Genomic DNA, 13,410 nt, shown 5'->3' on the forward strand with positions numbered 1-13,410 from the left:
TTTACGATTCAAAGGAGGTCTGGGTTTGGATAACCTATATGTCATCGCGGTAATTCTCGGGATCATCGAAGGGCTCACCGAGTTTATCCCGGTTTCCTCAACAGGACACTTAATCATCGCCGGTAACTTACTCCAATTTACCGGGGAGCGGGCCGATACGTTTGAGGTTTTTATACAGCTTGGTGCAATTCTGGCCGTCGTCATCATCTATCGCGATCTGTTTGTGAATATCCTGCGCAATTTTTGGCGCTATGGTTTGCGGTCTCAAGAATGCGGTTTTTCAGTCATTCACATTGCCGCCGCGATTACACCAGCCCTCGGGCTCGGTTTCTTGCTTCATAAAATCATCAAAACCTATTTGTTCTCCGTTCAGACCGTGCTGATTGGCCTTGTGTTAGGGGCCATCTTGATGCTGGTCGCCTCCCGCCTGTTAACGCGCAACCATGCTGATACGCTTGATGAAGTCACGATCCGCCAATCGTTCCAAGTGGGCCTCTGGCAATGTCTTTCGCTTTGGCCTGGCTTCTCACGGTCCGGCTCGACGATTGCCGGTGCCATGCTGTCCGGCATGACGCCGTCGGTAGCCGCCGAATTTTCCTTTATCATTGCCGTTCCGGTCATGATCGCTGCTACCGGGTACGATATGCTTAAATCGTATGACATCCTGACCGTCAGCGATATCCCTGTCTTTGCTACCGGTTTTCTCGTTTCCTTCTTCGTTGCCTGGTTGGCCATCGTTTGGTTCCTAAAACTGTTGCGCCGGATCGGCCTTACGCCGTTCGCCATCTATCGGATCGTCATTGCCGGTTTGTTCTGGTTGATGATCAGCATGCAAATCATCAAAATTTAGTCGCCCACCGTACTGGACCCAGATACATCAAAATGTAGTCGCCCATCATGCTGGACCCAGATACATCAAAATGTAGTCGCCCATCATGCTGGACCCAGATACATCAAACATTGCATGATCTTTCTCTTGCTTTTTCCTGATTTTCGGTTATACTATAGATAACCCGGTAAGAGCTATAGGATAAACGGAATCCCTTCTCAGTTGCCACAGGCTATGGGGAAGTTGGTTGGATCTGTTAGTTCCCTAGGCCCGGGTATTACGAGGAGGTTTTTCCCATGTTTCAAGACAAAGTATTAGCCTGCAAAGAGTGCGGCCGCGAGTTCGAATTCACCGCTTCCGAACAAGAGTTCTATGCGGAAAAAGGATTCACCAACGAGCCTGGCCGTTGCCCTGAGTGCCGCGCTGCCCGGAAAGCCAACCGCAACGCCGGTGGTGGCAACTCCTATGGTGGTCGTCAAGAGCGCCAAATGTTCAGCGTGACCTGCTCCTCTTGCGGTGCAGAAGCTCAAGTTCCTTTCCAACCACGCGGTGACAAGCCTGTCTACTGCCGTGATTGCTTCCAATCGCGCAACCGCTGGTAGGATTGAAGCGTTTACCACTAAGGTGAACTGCTGATATTGCCGATAAAAATCAACCTGAGAGCCATTCGCTCTCAGGTTTTTTATTTTGTCTTTTTCTCTTGTCTTCATAATTCATACCTTATTGCTGGTGTAAATTAATAGTCTTATTTTTTGGATATTTTTTTCTATTACCGATTGGTTTGCTTATCGACTTCATTAAAGTTTACATGTACAATAAATTTAGCAAAATGTGCAGGAAGCACGTTGACTTTTCATCGAACAACCCATCAATAAGGAGGTTATGATGATGGTTCGGTCTGTATTTCGTCTTTTATGGAGCAGCATCTGCAGCATCTGCTTGATAAGCACATGGTTCGTTGGAGCAGCACATGCCGGCGTGGCAATTGACACATACCATGACAATAAACCTTTTACAAGAACAATCCCGAATGTCATTAACAGTGCTCACCCGCCCATCCTCCAACTTTACTTAGAAGGCTTTAAGAAACTGCAAGCCAATAAGAAAGACAATCGTTGTATTTTTCATGTAACGCTGAACGATGAACCTGTTACTGCTTTGGAGGATATTCTCAATACTATACCTGCAACCAATAATGTTATGACCATAAACATCCCCATGCCAACACATCTTTATAATAAATTTAAAACCGAAACAACCCTCACCTTGCGCATCTCTGACGTTGTGCATGGTGTCGGTCACTATCCTGATGATACTAAAAGTAGCGCCACGATCGTGAAAGAGATCAAAGAAAATGCCACGATTTACGGTACAGTAAAAGATGCCGCTGGTAACCCGATCACCGGTGCACAAGTCAGTGTTGCCCTTGGCCCAACTACCACTACTGCCGCTGACGGTTCTTACATTCTAACCAACGTCCGTGAGGGCACCGTACTTGTACAAGCGGTAAAACCCACCTTTGAAGCCAGTGTAATAGCCATATCCGCTGTCAGCGACGTAAAAACACCATGCGACTTTGTGCTTGTAAAATCACTGAACACGAACCTTCCCGTAATCAAGTCGTTTACCATCAATGCCGATGAAACCTATGCTTACAACTCGAAGGTTACGCTCAATGTTAATGCGATCGCCTATAACGGCAGTAAAGAGATTACGCCTGCAACTACTCCGCGCACCTATGTTCCCGATAAAATGTTTATTTCTTTGGACGGTATTACAGGAGAGTGGATACCTTATACGAGCTCATTCACATATACCTTACCCAGTGGTGAAGGCATCAAAACCCTCTTTGTTCAAGTGGAGGACAGCAACGGCCTCCGCAGTATTATTGCCACAGACACCATTGAACTGCGTGAGCGCTTAGAGAGTCTTAATATTCAAGGTGCAACCTTAGCTCCTGATTTCGATCCTAATCGCTACAGTTACACAACCACGGTGAACTACACGAACTCCCTTACCGTATTGCCTGTGCCTGAAGATAAAAACGCAACAGTAACGGTTCGATGCAACGGTGAGTTTATTGATTCGACGCCCCCACGATGGGATGTGCCACTTCAAAGCAACACCACCAACACGATTGAAATTATCGTCACGGCGCTTGATGGTTCTGTGTCTTCGACATACCGTATCGCTGTTCCGACGGGAATCAAAGTGGCTGCTTCGCTTACAGATGATATCATCAGTATGAACAGCGGCAATACAACCATTTCTGCCAATAACAGTTGGATAATCAACGTCACTGCCGGGACCGTAAAAACAAATATCAGCAAGGACGATCTGCTGATCACCGATCTCCCGAACGGGGTAACGTTTACGGCCGCCAAAGACGGTGCCAGCAATGCCATTATCGTTACACTGTCAACCACAAACAACGCCAATACCCCACTGATCAGTACCCTTACACCGGTGAAAATCGTTGTCAAAAGCACTGCGGTTTCCGAAGCCAATGCAGCCAATTCCAACGAACTCACCGCCACGCTACATCCCTATCGAAAAATCACAACCACCCTCACCGATAACACGGTAACAATGGCACCAGGAAACTCCTCCGTTTCCGCCGATAATAGTTGGCTCATCAATGTTACTTCAGGAACCGTCAAGGAAACTGTCAGTATCGAAGATCTCACCATTTCCGGACTTCCTGCCGGTTTGAGCGCCACCGTAACCAAAGACGGTGCCAACAACGCAATCAAAGTGACCATTGACGGAAAAACAAGTTCTCCTATTGGGACTACCATACCGGTATTCATTACCGTCAAAGGCAGTGCGGTAACCGAACCGGCCGATAATGCCGACCAACTTACCGCTTCCCTGAAAATCAATCTTACCGAAGACACCGGCATTCGTTCCCTTTCTCTTTATGATGGTGCCAAAACGATTCAATTGACCCCGGTGAGCGGCAATCCGACCCTCTACCAATATGTGGTTCCTAACGAAGTTACCGCAGTGGCCCTCCAAGTTGTGGCGGTGGATCCGGGAGCTAGCATCACCTTCCCCGGCACATCAACTCCAGTCCAAACGGGCGTCGGCTATTTACCAATTAGCAACTTAAGTTGGGTTGGCAACCAACGAACTATCACCGTGACTTCAGGCTCAGCACAGCAGAATTATACCGTCCAAATCACCCGCCGGATGCCTAACTATCTTCCCAACAAAGCACCAAGTACGACAATCACCGAATGGCGAACCTGATCGCCTCTGTCGACACTCTACCATCCATCATTTACACCCTCTACCAACTGAAACCTGCAGCAACGCAACGGTGGCGAATCAATCACGATTCGCCGCCGTTTTTATTGGGGATCACGTTCAATCTCCGGCAGCAGATCATATTCCGCGATATGCGGCACACCGGGATCATCCCATAATTCAGGGACACCTTGCGGATCCATGCCCGCATCATAACTTATCGCCGAAACTTTTCCATCCTCGTGTGCTTTTTGGAGATGAGAACACACACACTTTTTCTTCTTTGGTTGCAGTGCTGTCATGCCGCGTCCTCCTTGCGGTTTACCTACCTACCGCCAATCCTGCGGACCCCATTAAGGATTCCCAGCAAACTACGTACTTATGCCATTCCTTTTTTTACGATACCCGACCATGGACTGATGATTTATACTATTGTTAACCCAAGATCAACCCAGGCTCAAAAACCAGGTACGTACCACACCGCCTACCCTTGCCGCTCATCGGAAAGGAGCACCATTACCGATGAAACACGATCTTTTTCTCTATCTGGCTCAACGGCTGACCATCGTCGTTACCATCGCCTTTCTCCTCTCCCGCCATCCCGCCATCCGCCGTTTTTTTGCCTACCAGGCCACCACCAAACGGGACATCTTACGTATCAGCGGCATCTTTGGCGCCATTTCGATCATCGGCACCTATGCGGCCGTTCCCATCGACGGCGCCCTCGCCAATTCACGAGTGATCGGGCCCGTCCTTGCCGGCCTGTTAGGCGGTCCCTGGGCCGGCCTAGGCGCCGGTCTCATTGGCGGTATCCATCGCTGGTCCCTAGGCGGCTTTACTGCACTCGCCTGCGGTATCTCCACAGTCATTGAAGGCCTGCTGGGCGGTTTGGTTCGCCGTTACCATCCGCAGCCGTTAACCGGATTTGCGGCGTTAATCACCGGCCTGATGGCCGAAACCCTGCAAATGCTGATTATCCTCGCCGTAGCCCGCCCCTTTGAAGATGCCGTTGAGTTGATTTCCCATATTGCTTTGCCCATGATCCTGGTCAATGCCAGCGGCATCGCCATTTTCGTGCTCATGATTCAAGATCTGCGTGCCCGGGAAGAACAAGCCAGCGCAGGCGAAGCTCAAAAGGCACTGCAAATCGCCACCATTACCGCGCCCATGCTGCGCCAAGGGCTGAACGCGAAATCGGCCCGGAAAGTCGCTCAAGTCGTCAAAAACCAAACCGATCTTGCTGCAGTTGCCTTAACCAGTGCTGATCAGATTCTCGCCCATGTGGGCCTTGGCGAAGATCACCACCTGCCCGGTATGCCCGTTCGCACCGAAATTACCCGCGAAGTCTTGCGTAACGGTGTTCCGGTGATCGCTACGACCAAAGAAGAAGTCCAGTGCTCCGCACCCGATTGCCCCCTCCATTCGGCGATCGTCGTTCCTCTCTTTTCCGGTAATCAAACGGTGGGAGCCCTTAAGCTGTACCGTGCCCGAACACTGTCCGTCTCCCTAGTCGATCAAGAGTTGGCCAAAGGATTAGCTCATCTCTTTTCCACTCAGCTCGAAATCGCCGATCTGGAAAAAACCGCCCGCCTCAAAACGGTGGCCGAAATTCGCGCACTCCAAGCCCAGATCAGTCCCCACTTCTTGTTTAACGCCTTGAATACGATCGCATCCTATGTCCGCACACAACCGGAAACCGCCCGTAACCTGTTGATCCAACTCGGTGATTTCTTTCGAAAAAACTTGCGTGATCCTGTGCAATTTGTCACGCTTGCTGATGAATTACAGCATATCGAAGCGTATCTTGCTTTAGAACAAGCTCGATTTGAAGATCGGCTCCAGGTGGTTAAAGATATCGATCCGCAAACGCTGACGTGCCAGGTACCGCCGCTGTTGCTGCAACCGCTTGTGGAAAACGCCATTCGCCACGGTTTGTTGCCGCTGCGTCAGGGAGGAACGCTTACACTACGCACCTGCCATGTCGATGATGGTACAACCATTACCATCGCCGACAATGGCGTAGGCATACCTCAAACCCATATCGATCTTTTGCTGCACAAAGAAAAACCGCCACTCACCGCCATCACTACCGGCGGGATCGGTGTGCGCAATGTGCATGAGCGGTTAGTGACCATCTACGGTCCTGCCTACGGTTTATGCATCGAATCATCGCCAGGTAGCGGGACGTGCTGTACCGTTCGTATCCCTAATCAAGCGCCAATCCCCCTGACACTGTAAGACGTACGCGAGGAGGAATTCTTGTGGTTATTCGCACATTCATTGTTGATGACGAAGCCCCTGCCCGCCGGGAACTACGTTTTCTCCTTGAGTCGCTGCCTGACTGCCAGATCGTCGGTGATGCCGCCAGTGGTGAAGAGGCATTGGAAAAACTCCGGTCCCTACCGGCCGATGTTATTTTCTTAGATATTCACTTGGGGGACATCGATGGTCTGCAAGTCGCCCGCACACTTAGCGAGGAGGGGCATTTGCCTTTGATCGTCTTTGCCACCGCTTTCGATCATTATGCGCTGCAAGCCTTCGAGTTTCATGCCATTGATTACTTGCTGAAACCTTTTGATCCCCGGCGCCTCACTTCGACTTGGCAAGCGATACGCCAGCGCATACAAAATCAAGCAAACCTACAGCAGAAAATCGATGAATTAAAGCAATGGTTGCTTCATGGGCAGCCATCACGACCGGTAGAAGCACCGTCACCGTCCGCACCTGCCCCCAATCCCGTATCAGCACAACCCTTAGAACGTATCGCTGCCCAAAAAAACGGTAAGATCTTACTTGTTTCGGCAGAAAACATCCGATATGCCACGGTAGAAGGGCGCAAAGCCGTCGTTCAGGTGAACGGCGAGCGTTACGAACTCCACCTGACCTTACAAGAACTCGAAGAGCGCCTTGATCCACAGCTGTTTTTCCGCGTACACCGCGCCTATCTGGTGAACATCTCCAAGATTCGCGAAATTGTCCCCTGGTTTAATGGTTCCTATAATGTCATCCTTGATGATCGCAGTGAGATTCCGGTCAGTCGCCATTACGCCAAAGAATTTAAGGAGCACTTAGGCATTTAATGATCAGCGATTTAACGTAACCAACGCGTTTCCACAAGTGCGTTTTATGCAATCATCATGCACTTGATGCAGCCATTGCTGCTTTTTGCGCAAAAAATCTCGATCGTTTTTTGCGCAACCTGTATGATATGCACAGATGGACAGACTCGCAGATGCAAAAATCAATGCAGCACGATACTACGGTTGTACCTTCTCTACCGTACCATCACCGTTCATTCGCCGCATCATCTCTGCAATCTCGCACCAACGCTCTCGTTCATTCGCCGCATCATCCCTGCTATCTCGTCACAAGTGCTATCGTTCATTCGCTGCATCATCCCTGCCGCTTCGCTGCAACAAAGATACTTCGAAGTTACTTCCCTGGTAATCAAACATATCCTACCTACAACGTTTCCGGCCTGTCCATCTATTGTTTCTTCTTCTCCATTGTTGTTCTCTCTACATACCCCCTCAAGGAGGAGTGATCATTATGAACGGACTTACTCTGGTCGTTGGCTTTGCTTGTATCCTGATCATTGCTTATCGCTTATACGGTGGGTTCATGGCCGCCAAAGTACTCTCGGTCGATGCAACGCGGCCCACACCGGCGCACACCATGGAAAACGGTACCGACTATGTACCGATGAACCGTTGGGTCGCCTTTGGCCACCATTTCGCCGCCATCGCCGCAGCCGGGCCCCTGGTGGGACCCATCTTAGCCGCCCAATTCGGTTATCTTCCCGGCACGATCTGGTTGCTTGTCGGCGCTGTACTCGGTGGCGCAGTCCATGATATGGTCGTTCTTTTTGCTTCCATTCGTCACAAAGGCAAATCCCTTTCGGATATTGCCCGCGAAGAAGTTGGCCCCATTGCCGGCGTTTGCACCGGAATCGCAATTTTATTTATCATCACGATTACCATGGCCGGTCTCTCCCTCGTAGTCGTTCACGCCTTGAAGAACAATGCCTGGGGCACCTTTACCGTCGGCGCGACGATCCCCATCGCCATCTTCATCGGCATTTTGATCAAACTTTATCCGAATAAACTGGGCTGGTGGACGGCCCTCGGTATGGCCCTGGTCATCGCCGCGGTTGCCTTAGGCCCTAGTGTCAAAGGTACCTGGCTGGGTTCGATATTGACACTCTCCGAACAAGGCGTAAAATTGGCGCTTCCCATCTATGCCTTCTTCGCAGCCGCCCTGCCGGTGTGGTTCCTCTTAGCCCCTCGGGACTACCTCTCTTCCTATATGAAGATTGGTACCATCGGTGCCTTGGCGATAGGGATCATCCTGATCCATCCCGATTTGAGAATGCCGGCACTGACACCCTTCATCAACGGCGGTGGGCCGGTGATCAAAGGACCCGTATGGCCCTTTGTATCGATCACCATCGCTTGCGGCGCCATCTCCGGATTCCACGCCTTAATCGGTTCCGGTACAACACCCAAGATGATCGACAATGAAAAAGACATTCAACTGGTCGGCTTCGGCGGCATGCTGGTGGAAACTTTCGTCGGCGTCATGGCGTTAATTGCCGCTTGTGTCCTCGAACCGGGCGACTATTTTGCCATCAACTCGGCACCGGCCGTATTCGCCAACCTGAATATTCCTGTTGTCCACCTTCCGGAACTTTCCAGCCTGGTCGGCATCGACTTGGCCGGGCGCACCGGCGGTGCCGTTTCCCTGGCTGTTGGCATGGCCTACATCTTCAATCAACTGCCGGGCATGACAGGGCTCATGGCGTACTGGTATGAATTCGCCATTCTCTTTGAAGCCGTCTTTATCTTGACCGCCATCGATGCCGGCACCCGTGTAGCTCGTTACATCGTCCAGGACTTTTTCGGTCAAGTGATCCCCAAACTCAAAGATAATGACTGGAAACCCGGTGTCATTGGTGTCTCTGCCATCGTCTCTGCCGCCTGGGGTTACCTCCTCTACGGCGGTGATATCGCTTCGGTATGGCCGCTCTTCGGTGTTTCCAACCAGCTCCTGGCCACCTTGGCGCTGGCCATCGGTACCAGCTTGATCCTCAAAAAGACAGGAAAAATCCGCTACGCCTTGACCTGCTTTCTTCCGATGAGCTATCTCTTTGTGACGGTGATGTACGCCGGTTACTGGACCATCATCAATCAGTACTTACCTAAAGGCATGATGCTGAACACCGTGCTGTCTGTAATCATGATGGGCCTTGCCGTGATCATCATGGGCGATGCCTTGATCAAGTGGTACACCATTATCACCAATAACCATCATCACAACACCCACCACGACCACGACAAGCATGTTACCAAACCCGTGTAGCCTACGTTTGAGTGACCGGTGTCCACGTTACTACCGCCCCTTTGCTCCCTTGCTTCGTTCTGGTCCGAAGTCAAGAGTATCAATACCCTCCTTTTCCCCTTCGTTGCATTTCTTTAATGCAAAGGAGCCGTGGCAATGCCCGGCTCCTTCTTTTTATGCGTTATCCACTTTTATTCGGCTTTGCGCGACGGTGCGAGGGCAAAGTTGACACTGGAATTCTGCTCCGTCGCATAACGCAGGGACCACTCATTGCGAAATAGGGCCACCGGTTGATCATAGCGGTCATGAATGATCATCGCGCTGTCCATCCCTTTGAGCGGCTTTTTGCCGATGTTATCTCCTTCCAGCCAGCGCGCTACCGAGTAGGGCAAATTGCGCAGTTCGATATCGACGCCGTATTCCCCTTTGAGACGATACTCCAGCACCTCAAGCTGTAGCATCCCGACTGCACCGACAATGAACGCTTCCACACCGATTTCCGGTTGGCGAAAGACTTGCACGGCCCCTTCTTGCGTTAACTGGGTCATACCTTTGATGAACTGCTTGCGCTTCATCGTATCTTTGGCTTGTACACGGGCAAAATGCTCCGGCGGAAAGACCGGGAAATCTTCAAACGAAAAACCTTTATTATCGACACACAGGGTATCGCCGATGCCAAAAATTCCAGGATCAAACAACCCAATCACATCACCGGGATACGCTTCGTCAATGATCGTTCGTTCTTGCGCCATAAATTGCTGCGGTTGGGCCAACTTAACCATTTTGCCGGACGGCACATGACGCACAACCATGCCGCGCTCAAAACGGCCGGAAACAATCCGAATAAAAGCGAGCCGGTCACGGTGCGTCGGGTTCATGTTGGCTTGAATCTTGAAGACAAATGCGGAAAAGCGTTCACTTTCCGGATCGATATCGCCTTCTGTCGAACGGCGCCCCCGTGGCGGCGGTGCTAAGCGCAAAAACTCTTCCAGAAACGGCTGCACACCAAAATTGGTCAAGGCACTGCCAAAAAACATCGGTGTTAGTTCACCGGCCCGTACCTTAGCCAGATCGAATTCATCGCCGGCCATATCCAGCAGTTCAATGTCTTCACAAAGCTGGCGATGAGCTTCTTCACCTAATACTTCCGCAAAGGCCGGATCATCCACACGGCCCAGTGTCGACGGCATGGCCCACTGCCCATGCTTGGCGTCACCTTCGAACATCTCTACCTGAGCCAGTTTGCGGTTATAGACGCCTTTATAAGCGCCTTCCTCGCCGACCGGCCAATTGACCGGATAGGCCCGGATGTCCAAGACCTTTTCTAATTCCTCGACCAATTCAAAGGGGTTGCGCCCATGACGATCGAGTTTGTTGACAAAGGTAAAGATCGGAATGCCTCGCTGCCGGCAAACGCGGAACAGTTTAACCGTCTGATCTTCCACACCTTTGGCCGCGTCGATGAGCATAACGGCGCTGTCGGCAGCCATCAGCGTTCGGTACGTGTCTTCACTGAAATCCTGGTGACCCGGTGTATCGAGAATGTTGATACGATACCCATCGTAATCAAATTGCAATACGCTCGATGTGACCGAGATCCCCCGCTGTTTTTCGATCTCCATCCAGTCCGATACGGCATGCTTCGACGCCTTGCGCGCCTTGACCGAGCCGGCCAAGCGAATGGCGCCCCCATAAAGCAGCAGTTTTTCCGTCAGCGTCGTTTTCCCGGCATCAGGGTGAGAAATAATCGCAAAGGTACGCCGCCGCTGTACCTCCTCCGTCAGCGTAAACCCATCTTTATCAACTGAATCAGCCATGTTGATACCTCCAGAATTGTTCCTGCCTCAAGCAGTCTGCACTGCCGGCACACTTGCTTAAGTATACCTTTTTCATCAACAAAGCAAAAGAGCAAGCTTGCGTAAATGCACGAGAAAAGCCGTAAGCACTTTGCTTACGGCTTCATCACGCAGATTCCGATCCCGATTCTTTGATCGGCAGATAGAGAATAAACTCACTGCCTCGCCCTGACTGACTCTTGATTTCGATTTCGCCGCCCTGCAGTTCAATGATCGCTTTAACGATGGACAACCCTAATCCCGTGCCGGTTGTTCCCCGCGTCACCGCATTTTCGGCGCGATAAAAGCGTTCAAACAAATGCTCCTGCTCTTCCGCCGACAAGCCGATTCCCGTATCCCAGATACTGATGCGCACGCGCTCCCCCTCACGGGATGCCTTAATGCCGCAAGCGCCCACCAGTGTATACTTGATCGCATTGGACAATAAGTTGTTGATGGCCTGGGCCAACTGCGATTCATCACAATAGATCGGCGGTAGATCGGGCTCAATCTCACAACTGAACTGCAACTTTTTCTTACTCGCCAAGATCGCATAGCTGTCACAGGACGGTAAGATCAATTCATCGACCGAAATCCAATGCATTTTCATGTGCTGCTGTGTACCCTGGATTTTTTCCAGATCAAGAATATTGGTGACCAGATGATGTAATCGTTCCAAACTGGCCCGCGCTTGGCTCAGAAACTGTTCCCGTTCCTCGACCGAAATGTCCCGATCCGCGGCCAATTCCAGATAACCATCAATGCTCGTCAAAGGTGTGCGGATCTCATGAGTGGCCGATGAAAAATATTCTTGGCGCAAACGCTCCATATTCTGCTGCTTGGTAACATCGCAAAACTGCATCAAGCAACCGGCCATCGATGAACCCTGCATAACCAGTTGCATATAAACGTCGACGCGGCGCACATCGGTTTCACCAATCACTAAGCGTGTCAGCGGTTCCCCGTTGTCCTTCTGGACGGTCTGGGCCCTCTCTAAGATACTGTTCTTGTCCAGCAAGGTGTTGAGAGAATCCATATCATCGATCCGCAAACTCATGGCCTTTAAAAAAAGCTCCGTGCTGTCAAAATGAATAACTTCTTCATCCCAGCCAAACATCTCAGCAAAGTTTTCGTTACATACCCACGTTCCCTGGTGCCAATTGTAATAGGCAATACCATCTTTCGATGCATTCAGTAAGGCCACCATCCGTACCCGTTGATCATCACGACGTTGCCGTAAATCTTCATAGGGTCGTTTAACTTGCATCACGAAAACAGCATGATAGAAAATGCCATAGCCCACCAAGCGGATGAGCTGGCTCACCATACTTTCCGCCCCGGGTACGAAGGCTTGCCACAACTCCGCAACCGCACAAAGGGCCAAGGCTGCAACGATCACCTGCCGCGGTGCCGTCAGCGGTAATGCTTCATGACGGTACATGTAAAAAAAGGCCATCGCCGCATAAAGCACCGCTGCTACGGTTTGCACAATGATAAAATTCGTGCTGCTCATCAATAAGGCAGTGCTGAGTGGCCAAGCACCGTTTTTTTCTAAAATGATGACATACTGTACCACCAGCATCAGCAACGCAATGATCGCCACACCACGGTAGATCACCTGCGAAGCAACACGTTCCATCGGCGGAATCAACGTTCCATAGCCAATGATCGCCACCAACACAAACCGGCCGATGATCGCCAAAAGCCGGGCCTGCTCTTCGCCGCCAAATAATGTCCCCTGCACACCGTGATGAACCAACAACTGCATTGCATCCATGCAACCGATGGCCAAGAAACCAAGACCAAGATTGATCTGCCAGGCCGTTGCTTGATCCCGCGTATGCCAAATCGTCGAAAAAATAAAAAAAGCAATAATCACCGTTGCCCCTTCAGCAAGCAACTGAAAGGGAATGGTCCAATCGATACTCGCCAAAATAGCAGCTTGACTGTGACCTAATGTAGCGAAGATAAAAACGACCGAGGTCACCACAATCAACAAGGGCGCTAAAAGATACTGACGCTCTGCTTTAGAGCCTTGAGCTGTCAAACCCAGCATCCGTGCCATCATCTGCATCTATAACGCCTCCATGTGTTATGTGTTAATCATCTACTTAGGAATTATTCGCTTTAAGCTGGTATTTTCCTGCCTACATACCGGAA

Annotated in this window: 9 protein-coding genes; 6 read left to right on the forward strand and 3 right to left on the reverse strand. The window is 50.8% G+C overall.

Features of this window, described 5'->3' with window-relative positions; translation table 11 throughout:
- Positions 1–25 precede the first annotated feature (25 nt).
- From EDD73_RS00720 to EDD73_RS00730, 3 genes are all read left to right on the forward strand, one after another.
- A complete protein-coding gene (locus EDD73_RS00720; protein WP_131917767.1) occupies positions 26–850 on the forward strand; it encodes an undecaprenyl-diphosphate phosphatase in 825 nt (274 codons plus the stop codon).
- A gap of 275 nt (positions 851–1,125) precedes the next feature.
- Positions 1,126–1,431 (forward strand): zinc-ribbon domain containing protein, encoded by a 306-nt coding sequence (locus EDD73_RS00725; RefSeq protein WP_131917768.1) that lies wholly within the window; start codon positions 1,126–1,128, stop codon positions 1,429–1,431.
- Between the two features lie 286 nt (positions 1,432–1,717).
- Positions 1,718–4,081 carry a cadherin-like beta sandwich domain-containing protein gene (locus EDD73_RS00730; protein ID WP_165876232.1) on the forward strand — a complete coding sequence of 788 codons (2,364 nt, stop codon included), beginning with the start codon at positions 1,718–1,720 and terminating at the stop codon, positions 4,079–4,081.
- A 101-nt stretch (positions 4,082–4,182) separates the two neighbouring features.
- Here EDD73_RS00730 and EDD73_RS00735 read toward each other — a convergent pair whose 3' ends face one another.
- Positions 4,183–4,380: a hypothetical protein gene (locus EDD73_RS00735; RefSeq protein WP_131917770.1), complete on the reverse strand. Its 198-nt coding sequence runs from the start codon at positions 4,378–4,380 to the stop codon at positions 4,183–4,185.
- A gap of 220 nt (positions 4,381–4,600) precedes the next feature.
- Between EDD73_RS00735 and EDD73_RS00740 the strand changes: the two genes are divergently transcribed.
- The 3 genes from EDD73_RS00740 (at position 4,601) to EDD73_RS00750 (ending at position 9,436) form a co-directional block, all read left to right on the forward strand.
- Positions 4,601–6,316 carry a sensor histidine kinase gene (locus EDD73_RS00740; RefSeq protein ID WP_131917771.1) on the forward strand — a complete coding sequence of 572 codons (1,716 nt, stop codon included), beginning with the start codon at positions 4,601–4,603 and terminating at the stop codon, positions 6,314–6,316.
- Positions 6,317–6,339: 23 nt separating this feature from the next.
- The gene (locus EDD73_RS00745; protein WP_131917772.1) at positions 6,340–7,158 is read left to right on the forward strand and encodes a LytR/AlgR family response regulator transcription factor; all 819 of its coding nucleotides are present in this window, start codon (positions 6,340–6,342) and stop codon (positions 7,156–7,158) included.
- 469 nt (positions 7,159–7,627) lie between these two features.
- On the forward strand, positions 7,628–9,436 hold the full coding sequence (locus EDD73_RS00750; RefSeq protein WP_131917773.1) for a carbon starvation CstA family protein: 1,809 nt from the start codon (positions 7,628–7,630) through the stop codon (positions 9,434–9,436).
- Positions 9,437–9,606: 170 nt separating this feature from the next.
- Here the strand turns inward: EDD73_RS00750 and EDD73_RS00755 are convergent, their stop codons facing one another.
- Entirely contained in the window at positions 9,607–11,232 is a 1,626-nt protein-coding gene (locus EDD73_RS00755) for a peptide chain release factor 3 (protein ID WP_131917774.1), read from the reverse strand.
- Between the two features lie 145 nt (positions 11,233–11,377).
- A complete protein-coding gene (locus EDD73_RS00760) occupies positions 11,378–13,324 on the reverse strand; it encodes a sensor histidine kinase (protein ID WP_131917775.1) in 1,947 nt (648 codons plus the stop codon).
- Positions 13,325–13,410: the final 86 nt, after the last annotated feature.

Source organism: Heliophilum fasciatum (assembly GCF_004341395.1).
GTDB classification, from domain to species: domain Bacteria; phylum Bacillota; class Desulfitobacteriia; order Heliobacteriales; family Heliobacteriaceae; genus Heliophilum; species Heliophilum fasciatum.

Excerpts from the sequence above, each read along its gene's own strand:
- EDD73_RS00725 (WP_131917768.1), top strand. The coding sequence starts at position 1,126 with ATGTTTCAAGACAAAGTATTAGCCTGCAAAGAGTGCGGCCGCGAGTTC.
- EDD73_RS00730 (WP_165876232.1), top strand. The coding sequence starts at position 1,718 with ATGGTTCGGTCTGTATTTCGTCTTTTATGGAGCAGCATCTGCAGCATC.
- EDD73_RS00735 (WP_131917770.1), bottom strand. The coding sequence starts at position 4,380 with ATGACAGCACTGCAACCAAAGAAGAAAAAGTGTGTGTGTTCTCATCTC.
- EDD73_RS00740 (WP_131917771.1), top strand. The coding sequence starts at position 4,601 with ATGAAACACGATCTTTTTCTCTATCTGGCTCAACGGCTGACCATCGTC.
- EDD73_RS00750 (WP_131917773.1), top strand. The coding sequence starts at position 7,628 with ATGAACGGACTTACTCTGGTCGTTGGCTTTGCTTGTATCCTGATCATT.
- EDD73_RS00755 (WP_131917774.1), bottom strand. The coding sequence starts at position 11,232 with ATGGCTGATTCAGTTGATAAAGATGGGTTTACGCTGACGGAGGAGGTA.
- EDD73_RS00760 (WP_131917775.1), bottom strand. The coding sequence starts at position 13,324 with ATGCAGATGATGGCACGGATGCTGGGTTTGACAGCTCAAGGCTCTAAA.